This window comes from Virgibacillus necropolis, from assembly GCF_044793635.1.
GTDB lineage: Bacteria > Bacillota > Bacilli > Bacillales > Amphibacillaceae > Virgibacillus_F > Virgibacillus_F necropolis_A.
The window spans coordinates 3,260,087-3,280,043 of record NZ_CP084992.1 but is presented as its reverse complement, the minus strand read 5'-3'; the positions used below and the strand labels follow the sequence as shown (position 1 = coordinate 3,280,043).

The 19,957-nt window shown below is 37.1% G+C and carries 25 protein-coding genes; 6 read left to right on the top strand and 19 right to left on the bottom strand.

The window, feature by feature from the left end:
* Positions 1–328 precede the first annotated feature (328 nt).
* Genes LG329_RS16115 through LG329_RS16100 form a run of 4 tightly spaced genes read right to left on the bottom strand, consistent with a single transcriptional unit; the run spans position 329 to position 3,639 of the window.
* Positions 329–520 carry a 4-oxalocrotonate tautomerase gene (locus LG329_RS16115; protein WP_404451843.1) on the bottom strand — a complete coding sequence of 64 codons (192 nt, stop codon included), beginning with the start codon at positions 518–520 and terminating at the stop codon, positions 329–331.
* 43 nt (positions 521–563) lie between these two features.
* Entirely contained in the window at positions 564–1,352 is a 789-nt protein-coding gene (locus tag LG329_RS16110; RefSeq protein WP_404451842.1) for a 2-keto-4-pentenoate hydratase, read from the bottom strand.
* Between the two features lie 21 nt (positions 1,353–1,373).
* A complete protein-coding gene (locus LG329_RS16105; protein ID WP_404451841.1) occupies positions 1,374–2,174 on the bottom strand; it encodes a 2-keto-4-pentenoate hydratase in 801 nt (266 codons plus the stop codon).
* A 10-nt stretch (positions 2,175–2,184) separates the two neighbouring features.
* Positions 2,185–3,639, bottom strand: a complete 1,455-nt coding sequence (locus tag LG329_RS16100; protein ID WP_404451840.1) for an aldehyde dehydrogenase — start codon at positions 3,637–3,639, stop codon at positions 2,185–2,187.
* Positions 3,640–3,927: 288 nt separating this feature from the next.
* Between LG329_RS16100 and LG329_RS16095 the strand changes: the two genes are divergently transcribed.
* On the top strand, positions 3,928–4,722 hold the full coding sequence (locus LG329_RS16095; RefSeq protein ID WP_404451839.1) for an IclR family transcriptional regulator: 795 nt from the start codon (positions 3,928–3,930) through the stop codon (positions 4,720–4,722).
* A gap of 103 nt (positions 4,723–4,825) precedes the next feature.
* Here the strand turns inward: LG329_RS16095 and LG329_RS16090 are convergent, their stop codons facing one another.
* The 4 genes from LG329_RS16090 to LG329_RS16075 all read right to left on the bottom strand — a co-directional run bounded on the left by LG329_RS16090 (position 4,826) and on the right by LG329_RS16075 (position 6,312).
* Entirely contained in the window at positions 4,826–5,176 is a 351-nt protein-coding gene (locus LG329_RS16090; RefSeq protein ID WP_404451838.1) for a hypothetical protein, read from the bottom strand.
* Positions 5,169–5,417 carry a hypothetical protein gene (locus tag LG329_RS16085; protein ID WP_404451837.1) on the bottom strand — a complete coding sequence of 83 codons (249 nt, stop codon included), beginning with the start codon at positions 5,415–5,417 and terminating at the stop codon, positions 5,169–5,171. The genes LG329_RS16090 and LG329_RS16085 overlap by 8 nt, the downstream gene beginning before the upstream one ends.
* The gene (locus LG329_RS16080; RefSeq protein WP_404451836.1) at positions 5,401–6,096 is read right to left on the bottom strand and encodes a helix-turn-helix domain-containing protein; all 696 of its coding nucleotides are present in this window, start codon (positions 6,094–6,096) and stop codon (positions 5,401–5,403) included. The genes LG329_RS16085 and LG329_RS16080 overlap by 17 nt, the downstream gene beginning before the upstream one ends.
* 78 nt (positions 6,097–6,174) lie before the next feature.
* Positions 6,175–6,312, bottom strand: coding sequence for a hypothetical protein (locus tag LG329_RS16075; protein ID WP_404451835.1), 138 nt, complete (start codon positions 6,310–6,312; stop codon positions 6,175–6,177).
* A 218-nt stretch (positions 6,313–6,530) separates the two neighbouring features.
* On the opposite strand from LG329_RS16075, the gene LG329_RS16070 reads away from it, so the two are divergent.
* Entirely contained in the window at positions 6,531–7,040 is a 510-nt protein-coding gene (locus tag LG329_RS16070; RefSeq protein WP_404451834.1) for an RNA polymerase sigma factor, read from the top strand.
* 11 nt (positions 7,041–7,051) lie between these two features.
* Entirely contained in the window at positions 7,052–8,185 is a 1,134-nt protein-coding gene (locus tag LG329_RS16065; protein WP_404451833.1) for a DUF4179 domain-containing protein, read from the top strand.
* A 409-nt stretch (positions 8,186–8,594) separates the two neighbouring features.
* Here LG329_RS16065 and dmpG read toward each other — a convergent pair whose 3' ends face one another.
* From dmpG to LG329_RS16045, 4 genes are all read right to left on the bottom strand, one after another.
* Complete coding sequence (gene dmpG / locus LG329_RS16060; protein ID WP_404451832.1) at positions 8,595–9,617, bottom strand: 4-hydroxy-2-oxovalerate aldolase; 1,023 nt, start codon at positions 9,615–9,617, stop codon at positions 8,595–8,597.
* Entirely contained in the window at positions 9,614–10,516 is a 903-nt protein-coding gene (locus tag LG329_RS16055; RefSeq protein WP_404451831.1) for an acetaldehyde dehydrogenase (acetylating), read from the bottom strand. Before LG329_RS16055 ends, dmpG begins: the two co-directional genes overlap by 4 nt.
* Positions 10,497–11,177, bottom strand: a complete 681-nt coding sequence (locus LG329_RS16050) for a GntR family transcriptional regulator (protein WP_404451830.1) — start codon at positions 11,175–11,177, stop codon at positions 10,497–10,499. The genes LG329_RS16055 and LG329_RS16050 overlap by 20 nt, the downstream gene beginning before the upstream one ends.
* Before the next feature lie 246 nt (positions 11,178–11,423).
* Entirely contained in the window at positions 11,424–11,786 is a 363-nt protein-coding gene (locus LG329_RS16045; protein WP_404451829.1) for a DUF6508 domain-containing protein, read from the bottom strand.
* 203 nt (positions 11,787–11,989) lie between these two features.
* Here LG329_RS16045 and LG329_RS16040 point away from each other — a divergent pair, with 203 nt between their 5' ends.
* Together LG329_RS16040 and LG329_RS16035 are read left to right on the top strand one after the other, a co-directional pair.
* Complete coding sequence (locus LG329_RS16040; protein WP_404451828.1) at positions 11,990–12,496, top strand: helix-turn-helix domain-containing protein; 507 nt, start codon at positions 11,990–11,992, stop codon at positions 12,494–12,496.
* Positions 12,486–12,881 carry a hypothetical protein gene (locus LG329_RS16035; protein WP_404451827.1) on the top strand — a complete coding sequence of 132 codons (396 nt, stop codon included), beginning with the start codon at positions 12,486–12,488 and terminating at the stop codon, positions 12,879–12,881. The genes LG329_RS16040 and LG329_RS16035 overlap by 11 nt, the downstream gene beginning before the upstream one ends.
* Positions 12,882–13,061: 180 nt before the next feature.
* Here LG329_RS16035 and LG329_RS16030 read toward each other — a convergent pair whose 3' ends face one another.
* Entirely contained in the window at positions 13,062–14,249 is a 1,188-nt protein-coding gene (locus LG329_RS16030) for an MFS transporter (protein ID WP_404451826.1), read from the bottom strand.
* Positions 14,250–14,653: 404 nt separating this feature from the next.
* On the bottom strand, positions 14,654–14,908 hold the full coding sequence (locus LG329_RS16025; RefSeq protein ID WP_404451825.1) for a hypothetical protein: 255 nt from the start codon (positions 14,906–14,908) through the stop codon (positions 14,654–14,656).
* Between the two features lie 308 nt (positions 14,909–15,216).
* Here LG329_RS16025 and LG329_RS16020 point away from each other — a divergent pair, with 308 nt between their 5' ends.
* Entirely contained in the window at positions 15,217–16,218 is a 1,002-nt protein-coding gene (locus LG329_RS16020) for a DUF3231 family protein (protein ID WP_404451824.1), read from the top strand.
* Between the two features lie 48 nt (positions 16,219–16,266).
* Here the strand turns inward: LG329_RS16020 and LG329_RS16015 are convergent, their stop codons facing one another.
* The 5 genes from LG329_RS16015 to LG329_RS15995 all read right to left on the bottom strand — a co-directional run bounded on the left by LG329_RS16015 (position 16,267) and on the right by LG329_RS15995 (position 19,956).
* Positions 16,267–16,470 carry a hypothetical protein gene (locus tag LG329_RS16015; protein WP_404451823.1) on the bottom strand — a complete coding sequence of 68 codons (204 nt, stop codon included), beginning with the start codon at positions 16,468–16,470 and terminating at the stop codon, positions 16,267–16,269.
* 146 nt (positions 16,471–16,616) lie between these two features.
* Positions 16,617–17,600: an MBL fold metallo-hydrolase gene (locus LG329_RS16010; RefSeq protein WP_404451822.1), complete on the bottom strand. Its 984-nt coding sequence runs from the start codon at positions 17,598–17,600 to the stop codon at positions 16,617–16,619.
* A gap of 58 nt (positions 17,601–17,658) precedes the next feature.
* Positions 17,659–18,036 carry a hotdog domain-containing protein gene (locus tag LG329_RS16005; RefSeq protein WP_404451821.1) on the bottom strand — a complete coding sequence of 126 codons (378 nt, stop codon included), beginning with the start codon at positions 18,034–18,036 and terminating at the stop codon, positions 17,659–17,661.
* Between the two features lie 816 nt (positions 18,037–18,852).
* The gene (locus LG329_RS16000; protein ID WP_404451820.1) at positions 18,853–19,461 is read right to left on the bottom strand and encodes a class I SAM-dependent methyltransferase; all 609 of its coding nucleotides are present in this window, start codon (positions 19,459–19,461) and stop codon (positions 18,853–18,855) included.
* Between the two features lie 177 nt (positions 19,462–19,638).
* Positions 19,639–19,956: a YolD-like family protein gene (locus LG329_RS15995; protein ID WP_404451819.1), complete on the bottom strand. Its 318-nt coding sequence runs from the start codon at positions 19,954–19,956 to the stop codon at positions 19,639–19,641.
* Between the last annotated feature and the right edge of the window lies 1 nt (position 19,957).

Here is a 19,957-nt window from a genome sequence, read left to right as displayed (position 1 = left end):
CCTGAATGATTCGTATTAAATTAATGAAAGTACAAAAGTAATCATACAAAATTATTTGTATTAGTTTAACCTCCTAGAGCCCTATTAATAGCTAAGCCCAGAGCCCTATTTCAGCAAATTGCACTTTTGCCACCCATAAAAATAAATTACTAAACAACCTATCAAATCGGATTACAAATTACAACAATTTTAATAGATATTAAACCGAAGATACTATTATAACAAACAAAAAACGACCACCAAATTTAGCATCCAAAATTGATGGTCGTCTTATATTAGATTTTTTAACGTTTTTGAAAGTAACGGAAACCGAAAGTTCCACGCTTCCCTATTTCCCTAACTTATTTGCTGATGTACCACCAATTGACCAATGCGTTTTTGGTACTTCAGTAACAATAACACGCACATTTTCTTTTGGTGCATCGAGTGATTCACTAACGGTATCGGTGACATTTTTCATCACCGCTTCAATTTTATCAGGAGATCTGCCCTCCATAATTTGTATATTTATAAGTGGCAAGTCCTTCACCTCCTCTATAAACTGGTTATAGCAGAAATTTCTATTACTCTTTTACAAAAAATGATACATCACCTAAACCGCCGTACTTTACATTGACAAAATCACCAGGAGATAGTCGAACAGCCGCAGTGATGCCACCTGTTAAAATCGGCTGTCCTGCTTTTACTTTTTCTCCCTTTTTACTTATCATGTTAGCCAGTCTTGCAACCGACTTGGCTGGATGTCCGAGTACAGAAGCTCCAGCTCCCAATGATTTAATTTCACCGTTGACGGATAATGTTACGCCTACGACATCCAGTTCCAATTCTTCAGGCTTTCTCAAATAGGTTCCAAACACAGCCCCTGCTGCAGAAGTATTATCCGCAATAACATCTGGCAACGTAAAATTGAAATTTTCATATCGGCTATCAATAATCTCAAGAGCTGGAAAAACATATTCTGTAGCTCGTAATACATCAAGCGTGGTAATACCTGGACCTTCCAAATCCCTTCCCAAAATAAATCCAATTTCAGGTTCTACTTTTGGATGAATGTAATCAGAGATTGAAATAGATTCCCCTTCTTCGACAACCATATTGTCGAATACATAGCCATATATCGGATCATCGACATCCATTTGTTTCATTTTGGCCTCACTGGTAATGCCCATTTTCGGACCCGAAATTGTATGACCTTCTTCTAGTTTTTGACGGATCAATTCTTCTTGTATGAGATACGCCTCATCAATAGAAAGTTCCGGGTATAAATCCGCAGTAATTTTTGTTATTTCCTGTTTCTCTTTTTGTGCATTGTGTACATAATTGGCAAGTTCATTAATTTTATTTTTATCCATGATCTTCCTCCAGTTCTCTACTTAATCCGTGAATGAAACGTGTACTTCCCCTAGTTCCGCAAATTTCGCATGAAAATGATCCCCAGGTTCCGCTTCCATTGCAGCCGATAATGCTCCAGATAGAATGACTTCACCAGCTTTTAACGTAATTCCATAGGTTGCTAGTTTATTAGCAAGCCATGCAACACATTTTGCTGGGTCTCCTAAAGCCGCTGCACCAACGCCTGTATTTTGTAAAACATCATTTTTATAGAGCGCCATCCCCATTTGCTTGAGGTCTACGTCTGTTAATTTCTTTGGATTATTACCAAGTACATACATGCCAGATGATGCATTATCTGCAACGGTATCAGCTAATGTAATTTTCCAATCTTTAATACGGCTGTCTACAATTTCAAGTGCAGGAACAACTGCATCAGTCGCTTTTAATACATCTAATGTTGTGACATTTGGTCCAACTAAATCATCTTTTAAAATAAAGGCTATTTCTCCCTCTACCTTTGGCTGCAGGACAAGCTTGGATGAAATCGTTCCACCGTTTTCACATTTCATCTGATCTAATAAATGTCCATAATCCGGTTCGCCAACACCTAACGCTTCTTGCATTGCTTTGGATGTTAGGCCAATTTTTTTCCCTACGATTCGTTGCCCATTTTTCACGTTTTGTTCTATCGTATATAACTGTACCTGATAGGCTTCATCAACGGAGAGCTCAGGGTCAAGCTCTGTAATTGCCTGAACCCCTTCTCCTTTATTCCAAGCTTCGGCTAAGTGTTTAGCATGGCTTTCTGTTTTCGTTGTGTTTTCCGTTTTTATTGACATTAAGATCCTCCTAGAGTTTGATCGTAATATTCGTTAATTCGGAGTAAAAGTCAAAACTATGTGCTCCACCTTCGCGACCAAGACCACTATGTTTCATTCCTCCAAATGGTGTGCGTAAGTCACGTAAGAACCATGTGTTAATCCAAACCATACCCGTTTCGATTTGCGCACTGAAGCGAGTCGCACGTTTAATATCACTGGTCCATAAACTTGCACTTAAACCGTAGTGTGTATCATTGACTTGTTCAAGTACCTCTTCTTCTGTATCAAAAGGAACAACGGTTACAACCGGTCCAAAGATTTCTTCGCGTACACATCTTGCATCGTTCCCTAAACCTGTAATAATTGTTGGTTCCACGAAGAATCCTTTGTCAAATCCTTCAGCAGCCTTACCACCTGTCAAGAATGTTCCACCTTCTTCTTTTGCAATATCCAGGTAACTGAGAACTTTGTTATAATGTTCTTCACTTACCAATGCGCCAACGTTTGTAAATGAATCGAAGGGATCACCAACGATAAGTTCTTTTGTTCTCTCTGCAAATCGCTCTAGAAACTCATCATAAACCGAACGCTCCACATAAATTCTTGACCCACATAGACAAACCTCACCTTGATTAATGAAACTAGAGCGAATGGTCGTTTCGATCACATCTTCCATGTCAGCATCTGCGAAAATAACATTCGGATTTTTGCCACCAAGTTCAAAGGATAATTTCTTTAATGTAGGTGCTGCCGACTTCATAATTGCTGTTCCTGTTATCGTTTCACCAGTAAAAGCAATAGCATCCACATCATCATGGGAAGAAAGAGCAGCTCCTGTTTCACCGAAACCATGAACCATATTCACCACTCCATCCGGCACACCTGCATCTTTACAAATTTGAGCCAGTACGGTTGCTGTCATCGGTGTCACTTCAGATGGTTTCATCACAACTGTATTTCCCGCTGCAAGAGCTGGAGCCAGTTTCCAAGTCATGAGAAATAATGGTAGATTCCATGGATTAATTAGCCCCACAACACCAACTGGACGACGAATAGCATAATGAATCGCTTTATCGTCTTGTTGGTAAGCTTCAGTTCCTAGTGACGTCATATAGTCGGCAAAGAAATAGAAATTATTCGCTGCTCGATCAATATCAACATTTTTAGACAACCATAATGGTTTACCAGTATCATAGGATTCAAGTTTTGCTAATTCATCATGTCTCTCCAGAATCAAGTCACCAATTTTACGAATGATGTTGGATCGTTTTCGTAAAGGCATGTTCTTCCATTCACCATTAAGCGCCTGTCTTGCAACACTTACCGCTTCATCAACTTCTTCTTTCCCACCTTCTGCAACTGTTCCTAATACCTCTTCCGTTGCTGGGTTAACATTTTCGAACGTTTTTCCATTGTTTGACTGTACATAGCTGCCATTAATGAAATGAGAACAATCAATTACTTCTGTTTTAGTAGTTTGCATATAAAATGCCTCCTTTTATTTTTTCACCGCTATTTAACCCTATTAGTAAGTTCATTTATGCTGAAAACGTTTCTTCCTTATCAGCATATTTTCATTATAAATACGATTAAAAAATTAAAAAAGAGCATTGTTCCTCTATACGCAACAAAACAAAAAATATTTAAAATAATTTTCTAAATACTGTTTAGAAAACCTTAACAATCTTATATACTTGGTACATTAATACGAATCAGACGTTAAGTTAATATGTTCTTTTATACAGAACATAATTTAAATGAGGTGAAATACATGACAAATAAGAAAGGCAATCCACAAGTTCTTTCTTCCGTTAAAAATGCATTACGTATCCTAAAAAGTTTTTCTACCTTTGAACCGACAAAAAAGGTTAGTGAACTAGCCGAATCATTAGGCTTAGCAAAAAGTACAGTCAGTCGATTACTGTCAACGCTTGCCAGTGAAGGATTTGTCATCAAGGATCAGGAAACCAATGCGTATCGACTAGGAATATCCGTGCTTACGCTGGGAGGAATTGTTACAAACAATTTAGAAATCCACAAAGAAGCTGCCCCTGTCCTGTATAAACTAGTAAATGATACTGGTGAAACTGCACACTTAGCTATCATGGATGGACTGGATACAATTTATATTCATAAAGAGGAATGTCATCATCCAGTTCGTATCTTAACGCACGTCGGTAGGAGGAACCCGTCTTACTGCACAAGTTCGGGCAAAGTACTGCTTGCCTTTAGTGAGGATCATGTAGTGGAAGATGTCATTAATAAAGGGTTAGTTGCCCATACAAAAAATAGTATTACCGATCCTGATGCACTTCGAAAAGAACTAAAATTAATTCGCGAACAACGATATGCAGTCAGTACAGAGGAGTTAACAGAAGGAACAAAATCAGTTGCCGCACCAATCAGGGATTATACAGGAAAAGTTGTTAGTGCTATTACTGTTGTTGGTCCCATCCAACGCATGAAAGACTATAAAATATCTGATATAGCAAAAAAAGTGACCGAAGCTGGTAAGGAAGCATCCGCACGATTGGGATATGACGAAAAATATTTCAGGCGGTTTTAGAAGGATGTGGGGATACAATCGAGGTTCAACTCAAATTACAAATCGTACAAGGTCTGTCTATGGACATTTCTTCATGGACAGTAACTTGTACGAAACTTAACGATTAAGGATTTGATAAATGTTCATAAAAGTCACTCGGATGAATACGTTGGATATTTCCGATTAGTGATGGAAAACGGCGATGATTGGTTGTTAATATGTAATCACATTCTTCTTTTACGGCTGTAATCCAAACGTGAAAGTCGTCTTGATCAAAACGTCCGAGTGGCTCAGACATTTCTTGCGTCGATGCAATTTCTTGAGCAACTTCATGATTACAACCGCTCAATTCAACTAATACTTCTCCAATAGGGCGATGCTCTCGAATAATAGTTTCTACACTGTATCTTCCTATTAAACTATTAACCGGAAGATGTAAGTAATAATCGAAAATAGGTGTTAAAAATTCATCCAAAAAATGCTTCAATTTCTTCTTGGGTATAAATCACCATCTTTTCTCCTTTCCCAAGACCTTCTGAGGCATTTCGAACGAATACAAACAAACAAATTCGTGATATAACAGGTTGAAAGATTTTGGGAAATCGGGCTGCTTTAAGAATTGTTCGATTGGCACCATTGACCCGCAAGGCCCCACAAAGTACAGTTGTGTCAATGAACACCTTTTGCGGATTCGGGGCTTCATAGATCAAATTCATCAACTTCCCCCGCTTCCTGATTTTTTTCATCAATTCTTCTTAATACAGATTCTGCTTTTTGATCTTGTTCATTTGTTGTAATAAAGGCATCTTGGGGAATTTTCCAATGGCCACCATCTGTTTTATAGGCACCTTCAAATTTCCCCTTATCACACAGTCTTCGAATAGTCTGACCACTTAATCCTAATTTTTTGGCTACTTCACTAGGTGTGAAGTAATTAGTTTCTATTTGAACAGTTGGATTTGCTGATAGAGTTTGTGAAACAACCGCTGATTTTACTGGAGATAAACGATACATTTTAGGTCGCTCCTTTTTACTAGTATGTCTTTCTAATAGCAAAGAAGTTAACAGTTTTTTCCGAGTGGTTCGAGAATCATTGTCTACCACCAGACTTAGGTACTCAATATAGTCCACCAACAATTCGTAAGTTTTTTCTTCGTCTTGATTAGAAAAAGCTTTCCGCATACTTTTTTCGATGCTTTGAAGTTGAACTAGATCATCTGTACTTGGTAGCGATAAATGCATCGTAGAAATTGCAGAGGTTGGTAAACCAAATTGCTGTAATGAACGTTCAAGAGCCGCTATGAAGACCGATCTTGCTTGATCTACATCAATCTTAGCTAACGTTTGGATACTTTCCCATATTTTATCTTGTTCATGGTCTACAATGTGTGTCATGGCATCTCACCTCCTACACATATTATACCCCACCCTATTCAAAGTAATCAACAAACGCAACAAAATTAACAAAAATTATTACAAAACGACAAAATACAACAGTGGATTCCCTATAATTTGACTGACTTGTAGACCATATTCATGATAAAAGATATACTCACAAATAAATACATTTGCCCAATCTTCTTCTGCACCAATCCAGAACGCCCTTACCAATTATTTTCTCCCCCCATATGACACTTCTTTCCAAATAAAAACGATAGTAGAAGTAGCCCCTCTTTTATATACAATCGCAGTCCAATGGAATAGGTGTCACAAACATATACGACAGATGAATTTCAATATATTCCTGAGACGAGGAGTCACAAATAAAAATTTATTTTTACCAATAAAACAGAACCCCAAAACGTCTACTATGTGAAAGGAGGCGCAAAATGAACGAAATGAGTTTCCAGCAATCAGATAAATCCATGCACGACATAACAGAATTCAAACAATTATTCCGTGAACATAAGAAAGACGTGTTTGCGATGGCGCTATCCATACTAAGAGACTTTGAATTAGCTGAAGATGTGTTACAGGAAGTGTATATCAAACTCTTCCAGTACAGGAAACATAATGAGATTTCAAATGTTAAAGCATGGCTAGTTTCAGTATCGAGAAATACAGCATTAGATCTGTATCGAAAGAAAAAACGTGAATTAACAGGATTTGACAATGATTATTTTGAACGCATGGAATATCTGACGGAGGATCCTGTAGATAAAATGGTGTTGGCAAAATACCTGGAATTGCTTGATGGCGAGGAGAGACAGATTGTCATCCTAAAGGATATCTCAGGAATGAAGCACAGAGAAATCGCTAAAATAGTTGAAATGCCCTTGGGGACAGTACTTTGGAAATATCGTGTGGCATTAAATAAACTGAGAAAAGCTCTGGAATAGGAGGAATTCTGATGAATAAAGATCAAATTCGGAAGCATTTGGACGATGCTGTAGAAAAACAAGTACCAGATGTTTTTGATGAAATTGAGAATAAGATACATAAAGCGGAAAAGTCAGGATATCGTGACAAGGTTGTTAAGCCTAGTAATGTCAGCACTCTAACTAAAAAAAGAACACTTTACAAACGATTATCACTAGTCGCAGCAGCTTGCTTAATTTGTATTATGACAGTAATGTATACCCCTGTACTAGCGTCTCTTCAAGGGTTATATGACAAAATATTTTCAAGCGAGCATATTGATGACGCTGGTGTGAGGACTGCTATTTATGAAGGTCTAGGTCAACCAATTGATCAAACCTATTACGATAAAAAACATGACATAACTGTACATTTTGAGAGTGTAATGACGGATGATAAGGAGACAAAACTTTTATTAACCTATCAAAGTGATTCAACAGATTTAAAGAACTATTATATCGACCTTTTCGAAGGTGTCAGTTCGATAGAATTGATTACGGAAAATGGACAAAGGCAGACACTGGATAATGTAGGTTGGGGCAGTGAATATTACGATAGTGAAGAAAACAAAAAAGCAGAAGCATTATCCTTTGAATCCATAAAAGAATATGAAGGACAAAACATTCGGCTAGAGATTAAAAACTTAACCATATGGGATGAAGGTAGAGGTAGTGTACAAACAACCTGGCCAATTGAGTTCACGCTTAATAAATCCGCTACTTCGGACAGAAAAACAGTAGAAGTAAATAAAGAATTTACCTTTAAGGATGAAACTTATACGGTTAATAAGGTAGAGTTTTCAGGATTAGAAACAAGAGTTGTGGTTTCCGGTTCTGACATTAAACCCCACATTGGCCCGGATGGAAACAGGTACCATGTACTGAGTAAACTGGAACATCAATTTCTTCATGCTAGAAAAAATGATAAGGAATTCGGCTATATCGTTGATGAAAGTAAATCCGGTGTATTTTTAGAATCAGCTGGTGAAAGAATTGTTCCGATTTTTAGTAAAGGTGAAGTAGAAGGTGCTCCTGATGAGTACATCATGATTTTCGCTCCAGTTAAGGATCGCCAAGATACCATTCTTGAAGTTGGTGAAGATATTAAGATTCCGTTGACTAAGTAAGGACAAAAGTGGATCATAACTGTCTTAACTCCAGCATTTTATACTTGTGTACAATGTTTTTTATTTTTGGCTCTTTTCGTACGCATTGTTGCCTTTCATCTTCATAGTTGATATAACTGCGACGTAACTGCTGGTTGATTTCCGCTACGGACCGTTGCGCACCTTAGGGCACGGCCAGGTATACTATAAATAGAAGTTCATACATTAATAAAGACTGAACGGTGCGACTAACACCATTCAGCCTGAGTGCAATAGCCTTCAAAGGGGCGGCTCACTGTTTAGAGATAAAATAACTACCCTAATTGCTCGCCAAAGCTAACAAAGGGTGGTTGGTTCGTTTTGGAATTATCCTCAACCGAAAAAATATCCAAGTACGGAATTGCCTAACCGTACTTGGATATTTCTATTTTTACACGTGTACCTTTTGTTCTTTTGCTAGATCCTGGGCAACACCGATAATCCAGTCTTCCTGTCCTCCGACTGCACCCATTTCACTAATCTTTGTTAGAATATCACGCGGGTCCACGCCATATTCTTTGCCGGCTCTCTCCGCGAAAAGTAGAAAGCTAGAATAAACACCTGTATATCCCAAAGTCAAGCTAAGGCGATCAATTTGAACAGGCCTATTCATCATTGGCTTCACAACATTTTCAGCTGCATCCATTGATTTATATAAGTCTACCGAATGAGGGAGATTTAATTTGTTCATCACAGCAACAAGCTGTTCAGTTGCTGTATTCCCAGCTCCAGCCCCCATGCCAGCTAAGCTTGTATCTACACGGTCTGCGCCTTCTTCTATCGCAACAATTGAATTGGCGACTCCTAATGATAAGTTATTATGCCCATGAAAGCCAACCTGGGTACTTAAATTTTCCTTAAATAAGGAGAGTCTGCGTCGTGTATCATCCATCGTCAATGCTCCTGCAGAATCTACTACGTAAATGGTTCCTGCCCCGTAGGACTCCATTTTCTTAGCTTGTTCTAATAAATCTTCTGGTGAGGATCGATGCGACATCATCAAAAATCCTACCGTATCCATGCCCATTTCTACTGCCGTTTTTATATGCTGTTCCGACACATCCGCCTCACTACAATGGGTAGCGATTCGAACAACGGAAGCTCCCCATTCTCTCGCGCGCTTCAAGTGATCGATTGTACCAATTCCGGGTAGGAGCAGAACCCCAACCTTTGCATTTTTTGCATGCTTCACAGCAGTTGTAATAATATCTTTCTCTGTTTCTTTTGAAAAACCAAACTGAATCGAACTTCCACCTAACCCGTCTCCATGCGTAGCTTCAATAATATCAACACCGGATTCATCTATTAATCTAGTAAGTTCAGCTATTTGTTCAGTCGAATATTGGTGGGAAATAGCGTGCATCCCGTCTCTTAACGTTACATCATTAAAAATCACTTTTTTATCACGACTCATTTCACAGCTTCCCCCTTCACTAAATAGTCCGCCATAACTTCACCTGTTCGCACAGAAGCTGACGTAATAATATCTAAGTTTCCAGCATAGTTAGGAAGAAAATCTCCGTTTCCTTCTACTTCCACAGATACAGTTACCACGTTGTCTTTAATCACTGGATCTGCTTTAAATCGATAGCCTTTTACGTAGCTTTGCACTGTCTTTAAAATAGAATCCAATGAATCTAAGATATCTTCCTTTAATGGTTCCGCAGGTTGTGCCGTTTGAACATGAATCGTATTCCTCATTAAAATAGGTGGCTCTGCTGGGTTTAAGGTGATGATTGCTTTTGACTCTTCTGCTCCCCCAACCTCACGCAAAGCATTCGCTGTCGTCACCGTAAACTCGTCGATATTTTGACGAGTACCAGGTCCAGCACTTTTGCTCGAAATAGAGGCTACAATTTCTGCATAGTTAACCTTTACCACATCCGAAATCGCCTTGACAATAGGAATCGTTGCTTGACCACCACAAGTAACCATATTCACATTATCTAAATGAGCTACTTCGTCTTCAAAGAGATTAACAGAAGGAACTAAAAACGGACCTACCGCAGCTGGTGTCAGATCAATCGCCTTTTTACCCAACTCTTTTAAAAGAGGTGCATTATGTGCATGTGCCTTTGCGGAGGTGGCTTCAAAAACAATATCAGCCAATTCTGGTTCTTCTAGAAAACCATCAATCCCGTTATAAATAGGTTTAACCCCATATTCTTTAGCTAATGCTAATCCTTTAGAGTTACGATCAATTCCAATCATTGTGGTCAGTTCCAGCTTGTCACTTCTAAGTATTTTATACATTAAATCTGTACCTATATTCCCCGAGCCAATGATTGCGCACTTAATTTTCTGATTGGACATTTTCATCTCTCCCTACATATAATCTCTTGCCTTCACAGCAATATTCACAAGCTTCCAGTAAATGATTCGTCAGGAACTTCTGCGCTTCCTCGATATTACCAGCAACCATTGCATCAACTATTTTCACATGTTCATCAATGATCTCCTGCTGTTTTGACTCTGTTACCTCACTCGTAATATCAATCAATGTTCGGAAAACCTCTCTTAACGATGTCCACAGCTGAATGAGCGTATTATTTTCAGATAGCTTCACTAAAAAACCATGGAACGTAAAGTCAGATTCGATATCCCTATTACCCTTCTCATAAGACTCCCACATTTGATCAATAAACAAATAAAGATAATGCTTATTTTTTTCTAATACGGCAGGATCAATCTGTGTTAGAGCATGCGTTTCTAAAAGGATTCTACTGTCGTAAAGGTTTTTAATATCTTTAATATCAAAACCTTTCACTACTGTCCTACCGTTCGAATGTTTTTCAACCAAATTCTCTGCCGCAAGCTTTGAAATGGCTTCTCTTATCGGTCCACGACTAACTTCAAGTTGCTTGGATAACGTAGCTTCTACTAGATAATCACCCTCTTTGAATTGGCCTAAAATAATTTGTTTGCGCAAATATTCGAGCACTTGATTGCTCATATTCTGCTTTTCAATTTTCATGGAAATTACCTCTTTTTAAGTTTTCTGAAAAGTTAACAGTAAACATTTATTACGTAAAAGTATAATGCAGTCTATTTGTTAAAGTCAACCCTTTGAGTAAAGTTTCTGAAAACGTATTCACAAGAACAGGGGGATTTCTCCCAATCTATAAATCTGAAAAGCCATACATGATGATCATGTATAGCTCAAAATATTGTAGATTAATTGTTTGCATCAGTTTCAGAATAACGGATAGTTGATTTGTTTTTAATCATCAGCAATCCCATAAAGTTCTCCAATTCGCCGAAGCACTTTTTCAAACAAACCCTTTTTCGCATAGGAAATCCATGCTCCTGAAGTAAATCTCTCATCCCTAATCATTTTTGTTAAAATGGCTTTAATTAGTCGTTCATCTGCAGTTGAAATTTTACGATCTATTTCATTAAAATCTGTTATACCGTATTCTTCTAATGTATCCGTATAAGCTTTATCAACAAATCCCGCTTCATAAAAACATTCAGCGAACTCCCCCATCTCCTGGGCATACTCGGTATATAAGAGATTTTGTTCGCATACAAAGGGTTTTTCACCTCCCGGCAAATACGAATACAACTTTTGATAGTTCGTCAATGTTGTCACCTCCGTTCTTTGGTAATACGTTTATCCTACGGTTTTAGCTTTTCAATTGCTGATAATTTCATCTAATATATATCTTTATATTACACTTATAAGACTGCCTTACCATTTATGATTATTTATACTTCCCGTAATTAATAAATATAAAAAGTTTAATAAGTTTAATAATATGTTATACTAAGAATGAGGTGATGAATATGGTGAATCCGAACAAGGAAGCACACGACATTATTATTGAATTGGCTCAAAAAGCCGAAGATGACATTAATCTAAATGATCCAAGTACACAAAAACTAATCTATGAATTAAATGCTGTAGCTCGTTTTGCTGATTTCAATGCTCTCGATGAAAAAAGGGATCAGGGGTATTATTCAGTTAAAGATGTCGCAGAACTATTTGATGTTAATAAGCAAACTGTTTATAAATGGATTGCAGAAGAGAAAATTGAATACAAAGAAGATAATAGTCCTGGCAAAACACAACGAAAAGGTTACCAAATTCCGAAAAGCCAATTCCAAACAGAAAATGAAATGAATGAAGTAGATCCGACATTTAGTCAAAGAAGAAAAGAAGAGACTGAAGATATACCTAATACAGATTTTGATTCTGGTAATGTTGTTCTACCAAAAGATGTAAAAGAATCACTAAACCATGATGATATTAAACGGGATTTCAAAAGGCAGAAAAATGAACATGGGGAATGAACTTTGGCATGAAGAGGTTATTAACTTCGATTTAACTAAAATTGCTGAGCAAATACAAGACTTTGATGTCTTTTATGATTCCTTCACTGATTCTATAAATAAAGCTAAACAAGAGCCATTCCGACCAGGGTGGGAATTGCGTTATGATCTAAGGGAATGGCTTGAATATAAATTCTTTTCAGTCAAGGAATCCTCCCCAAAAGATAAACCAGATATGAGATTCATCTATTACTATGATAGAGATTATAAGAATATTTATATTTTAGCTGTTGGATGGAGAAACGCAAAAGAAACCAGAACTTCAGACGAACAACATAGCATATTTTATATCGCGGTGGAGCGTTTGAAAAGTTCTAATCAGGGCAGCTGGCGAAAAATTAGGTAGGAAGTAGTTTGTTTATCACATTATTGGTTCTTATAATACACACCGATTGCAAGGGAACAGGACCCTATCCCACTACACAATCCAAAAAAGAACCTATGGTTAAACTATCACTCTTTTCTTCTTCCAAATTATTAAAAAAACAGCAAGGCTAGTCACCCTGCTGTATGTTTTTAAAGATTTTTATTTTTTATTCACTGGCCGTATTGGCAATAAGACCCCGACTAATGCAATAGCTGCACTTACCAAAAATATTTTTTCAAATCCATATACTGCGATACCCGCCACACTGCCGAAAATAATCAGGTCACAAACAGAATCAATAATAGATAACAACGAAATCGTTGTAGCTCTTACGTGTGATGGAATGATATCGTTGGCTAATTGAGCGTAAACTGGATAGCGCACCGTTTGCACAAAACGAAGGATGACCATTACGATAAGTAAGATCCAAAGTGTTTCCCGATAATAGGCAACGATTAATAATCCCATTACCCCCATTGCCCCAGTAACATATAAAACCGTTATCCGTGATATCCGAGATGTTATCCATCCAATCGAACGGGAAACAAAAAAGCTTAGTATTGCTAAGCACGCAAAGACAAAACCAATTAAATAAACGGGTAACTCTGCATCACTGAGTAATTTGTCATTAAAGACATTAAATATAGCTGCCGTTGGAATGAATACGAGCGTGATATTTAAGAACATCCAAAATACTTGTGGAGCTCTTTTTATTGCAAGCATTCCTTCTTTAACTTGTTTAAAAGGCTTTTCACGGTAGTTGCCGACGTTCGTTGGATTTTTAACAAAGAATAAAAGAACAATCTGAATGGACTGGAAAACAAGTCCTAACAAAATGAGCAAAATAAACTGATCATTGGTTAAATCTTTTGCAATAATGGCACCTATAATCAGTACAAAAACCATGACAACAAATTGAGCAGACTGGATAATTCCAAGGGCCTTATCCATCAAATTCTCTTCATTGGATTCTTTTAAAGATTCATAGATTAATGCTTCATCAGCACCACTGAAAAATGTTACGGCAAATCCACTCAAAAGACTACTCGCGAAGAAAATCCAAGGCTCATACGCCCAGATCAACATTCCGTGACTAGCCATACTTAATATAGCACCAATCATAAATGATAGCTTTGCACCATAACGATCAGCAAACATACCTGTCGGGACTTCCCCAATCAATACACCAGTACTCCAGAAGAGCAATACCCAAAGAATGGATGCTTCATCCAGTCCACGAGCGAAATAAAATAAAGCCAGTACGGGCTGTATAAATCGAACACTCCCGAATAATTCTGCCCAAAATAAAACACGAACATTTTGAAAAGCTAATGTACCTTTTTTCAATTTTTTATCCTCCTGCATGATGTTTATTGAATGTAATAAACAAGCAGGAGTGAATCATTTTGGAATATTGTTACCAACCTACCCTATTTTTTTCACCCCTACCTGTTGGTTTGAAAAAAATGTTAAGTTTTTTTGCATGTTAATTTCCTCCTCTTTAATATGTAAGAACAATTATACAGAATTGATTGAAAAATAAAAAGCGCCTAACCCGCGTTTTAGGGATTACGCACTTTAATCAGCTCAGTAAAAATACGCTGAATGAACTCTTACGATGATTATATTTTTATTTGGAGCCAATGTACGTGGTTCAACTTTGCAAAAGAGGTATTTGAGGAATTACACTGCTTCAATGTTAGATATTGCGGATTTTCTTCTCCTGATGTAAATACTTACTGGATAGAAAATCAACTGTTTCTTGTGTTTCTCTCAATATCAAACTTTTTCTCAAGTCGGTCAAATCGATTATCCATCCGTTTTTCAAAGCGTTCAAACATCTTATTGGTTCGTTCAAAATGATGGTTCAACTGTTTTTCAGTTTGTTCAAAGTGAACTTTCAACAGCTTTTCGGTTTGCTTAAAATGACTTTGCAACTTTTTATCAATTTGTCCCGAATGAAGTTCCAATGCATGTAATATTTCCTTTATTCCTGATTGTTCCATTATTTTCACCTCCAATTAAACTTATTATATCTGCGATTGTTGGTTTTGAAAAGAAGATTAGTAAGAAGTTTAACGGGTTCCGTTACCTATAGCAAAAGCAAATGGATCGGTTGAAAGAACTGGGTTTCATAACGCCTTTGTTCAACTTTATGCTTCGTTAGTACAATAAGTAAACTAGCTTCTTCAACTCTTGCATTTGTTACCTATTGAATGTCTGTTAATGTATTTTCTATTTAATTGATAAATATTAGAAAATTAGTTGGGAACACTTACTAACAAGATAATGTATAAAAGGAGAAGGTATCCCTATGGAGAAACCCCAAATTACTTCGTCAGAAATGGCAATGCTTTGGACGCAATATAATCAAAATAGTATGTCTACCCAGATCCTAAAATATTTCCGAGAAACAGTAGAAGACAACGATATTCGCCCTGTAGTTGAGCGAGCACTAGAAATTGCTGAAAGGGCCGTTAATGATATTGGACAAATATTTCAACTTGAGGAAATTCCTTTACCAGATGGTTTTTCTGAGAAGGATGTAGACTTAAAATCACCAAGATTATTTTCAGATGGTTTCATGTTATCCTTTATTGAAAATTTGGGTACAGCAGGAATGTTGGCTTGGAGTATTTCACAAGGAACCTCCACTCGTAATGATATTCGATCACTCTTTACAACGTTGCTTGCTGAGAATTCTGAGCTATTTAATTTAACAGTTGACACGGCTTTATCGAAAGGGACATATATTAGATCCCCCTACATTACAAAGCCGGATGAGGTTGAATATATTGAAGGAAAAGGATATCTATCAAGTGGACTTAAACCTTTTAACAAAAGGTCATTAAATCACATCGAAGTCCTACATCTTTTCCAAAATTTAAAAACGAATGGCGTTGGTGACAGCATTAGTACAGGATTTGCCCAAACAACCAATTCTAAAGAAGTTATGGCCTTTATGCGACGAGGTAAAGAAATTTCTCAAAAACACAAAAAAATATTCTCAGAAACCCTATCCCAATCGGATCTTAGTTCACCAATGTCATGGGATAACTGTGTAACTGACTCTACGACCCGGGTTTTCTCAGACAAGCTGATGATGTTTTTAATAAGTATATTAAGTGCAAGTGGTCAAGGAAACTATGCTACTGCCTCAACAGCTAGTATGAGATATGATTTAGTATTAAATTATCAAAGGTTATCAATAGAAATTGCATTATACGCTAAGGATGGACTAGAAATTATGATAAGTAATAATTGGGTGGAAGAACCACCTCAAACACCTGACCGAGGTGAATTATTTAAGCAATAAGGTAAATTAGATGTACAGAGGCCTTATTAAAATTCCTTCTTTTTGCCTTTAATCAGGCCTTAAGCGTTTATATTCTTTAAAGAGAATTATTGAACCGATAATAGCTCCCACTCCAATGATTCCGAGTATAATATCAAAAGTCCCATCTGGATCTATCAAATACCTTGTGTTAACTAAACCTGATAATATAGATACTATTGCCAAAATCAAAAAATAGAGTGGAATCTTTATTCCTCCACTGTTTGTTTTCATTAAATCACTCTCCTATAAAATTCACCATTAAACTCAAAATTTTCTTGTTAAACATAACTGCTTAAGCGGTCACGGCAAAAAAACGCGATATCCCTATTACTTTCAGGCGGGATACAACAGTTTTCCATTCAATTACCCTTCTTTTGTTAAGTGAGAACATCTTGAGGTTTCCAATCTTTCGGCTTCATGTTCTTATACATCCATTTCTTTTGTGGTGCTTGGTATGGAGTGGCAGCGATTAAATGATTATTGTGCCAGGTTGCTGCTCCCGAACGAATCATTTCATCGAGCAGGATTTGAATAAATTCTTCTGGCTGAAGCTGGAAAGAGTAGCGTGCAAAATCCTGGAACCAACCACAGTTTAATAAGTAGTTATTGATTTCTTCTTTTGCTAATCCGTTTTTAATGATTAATGTGAATGAAAAAATTCTCTTACAAGCATGCCATGAAACCTTTTCTGGCATTTTGATCCACTTACCAAATCGTTTTCTTGCTGCATCAATGGAAACCCTAGGATTATCTATTTGAGGGCCATGTCCTGAATATGCCTGTCTGATCTGGAGCTTGGACAACCGATCCAAACTTTCCATAGATCGTTGGATAGATGTAACACCTTCTCGAAAGATATTTAACCATCCGATATCATTTTTGTGAAAGAGATCCCCGCAAATTAATATCTCTCCTTCCGGATCATATAAAGAAATATGCCCTAACGTATGTCCCGGTGTGCACAAGACTTTCAATGTTCTATTTCCTGTATTAATCTCATCGCAATCTTCTAGCTTTGTATCGACTCGATAAGGTTCTACAGGCTGGTCTAACCATTCTGCACTACAGGCTTCAGGGTCACAAGAATTAATTAAATCAGCTTCCCATTTATGAGCAGCAATCGTAACACCATAATTATTTTGAAGATGAAAATTTCCTCCTACATGATCACTATGATAGTGCGTGTTCACTATAAGGTGTAATTCTTCTGGTGAAACGCCTGCTTCTTTAATTAATTGCTCAGTATCTTTCGCATCACTCCCAAAGCCAGTATCAATAAGGATCGGGAGCTGACCCTTAACAAGGATCATGTTTGCACTTGGAAATTTTCTTTCAAAGAAAATAAAACCGGATTTTTTCATAAGCGTTTCCTCCTCAGATTCAATTACTAAACAATTATGTTTCAACGAAATCAGGATTTTAAAGAATTACACCTGAAAAATCCCCTTTTAATACTTCTTTTTCATTTTGATTTTTACATATGAAGGATGCTATAATAGCTGTTCTATTATTTTCTTGTCTCTCGTATTTTTCAATTTTAACTTCACAAATTATTGTATCCTCCGTAAAAACAGGCCTTAAAAACTCAAAATTCATATTACGAGCCAGTACGTTGTGATCACCACCAACCTTTGTTGGTAATGTAGCAGTCAGCAATCCCTGAACCACCAATCTTCCTTGTTCATCGGGCGTAAGATGATGAGAGCCTTCATCACCTGAAATTCTAGTAAATAACTCAACATCTTCTGTCTTGAAAGTCCGTTCAAATGCAATAATATCGCCTACTTTTAAAGACAATTTTATTCCTCCCTCTATTTCAAATCCATTTTCTTATCTGATTATGTAGACTAATCCCTTTTATTAACCTGTTAACGTGTAATCTTTTTTTAGTCTGTAGAAAAATCAGTTTGAATAAGGCTATCCGTAAGGGATAAGAGTAATTCGCTGTACAAGGTCTCGTCTTTTTCGCTTAGGCTCCTTCCGTACGGATTGTTGCCTTTCATCTTCATAGTTGATATATATTGCGACGTAAGTGCTATGTTGATTTCCGCTACGGACCGTTGCTTTCCGCGGGCACGGCTTCAGCCTCCTCGCGGAAGACCACCGCTGCGGGGTCTTCAGACTCGTGCTGTTCCCGCAGGAGTCAACGGTCCTCCGCTCCAATCAACTGCCATAATAATGAAAGGAGCTATATATCACTGCTTCTAGACACCATGTTAGCGGAGGAAAAACACGAAGACTCCTGCGGAAACAGCGAAGACGATGAGACCCCGCAGTGAGCGGTTTTTGCTCGCGAGGAGGCTCATCGCGAGCCCGCGGAAAGCGTAGTGTATTTCCGGAGCGGTACACTGTGATGCAGTTTATATCTATTCTCTCGAAAGCAACATTCTTTACGAAAACAGCCTTCGCTTAATATTGCTCTTGAAAGATTTAAAATATTTTATTCAATTCTAACACTTTCCCACAAAAAAAGAGAGCTTCATTTAAGAAACCCTCCTCGTTCTTCTGATGTTAATTATCCGTACTTATTATCATTTAGTGTCTTCGCTATTGTAAAATAGATGAGTTTTAAATTACAGAAACGCACCTTTTAGCTTAGTAAGAATCGAACTGTTACTTAGAAGGTTTTGCCCGTATTAAATAGAGGATATCCGACCAATAACGTTCGATATGATCAACCTGAAGATTAGATTTTTCGATTATCTTATTGATATTTCTGTTACAATGACATCCAGATATTTTAGTATATAGTGGGTCAATCATTTTTTGGGTAAAGGACAGTATTGGATTAGAACTCAGACCATGTTCCATTAACAATATGATCCCATCCTTACGGCACCAACTGTTAAATTTACTTAATGTTACAATTGGGTCAGGATAACTGCAAAGTGAAAGGGTTGATACGATGCAATCAAAAGAGTTGTGTTCTAAAATTAACTCATCAATATCTTCTTGTATAAATTCTGCTTTCACTTGAAAATTTGATGCTGCTCCTTTGGCACTCTTAATCATCTCTGAACTAAAATCAACTCCTGTTACCTCAACATTATTCCTATCATAGTAAGGAAAGTTCGCTCCAGCTCCAACTCCGACCTCTAAGATTTTTCCGTATGCGTTTCTTATTATTTGATTTCTCCATCCAGCAAGCTTTTGATTAGCACGATTATTTTCATACATTTTTACCTGTTTATCATACTTTTTAATTAGCTTTTCTTTTTTCATTTGCTCACTCCCTGAAAGATTGACTTAGACTTGAAATAAGTATTTTCTTCATTTGGAGCTTTACAACGTACATAAGATTATTTTTTCATGTTGCACACTACCTCTCCACTATAATAGGTATACGATTGTGGGATGCGATAGTTTCAATTTTCCAAATATAATAATCAAACCAAGAACCTAATCAATATAAACATCAAGTACATTCTCTAGATCAATTTCTTTCTCTCCCAATCGTAAAATACCAGTACCTGCATTTATCATAAGTAGCTTACCTCTTGCTACGGAATAATGAGGTTTATCATAATATTTGATTTCAACCGTTAGATTATTATGCAAAGCACATTGGAGTTTCAATTCCATTTCAGCAATTTGTTGCTCATCAAGAATAGGCTTTTCTTTATAATCGGTTTCTTCCCACATCTTCTTTAACAATTCAATGTGCTCTGGTAGCATCATTGCCGTCCATTTTTTCGTACCTCTATCGTTCATACTCATT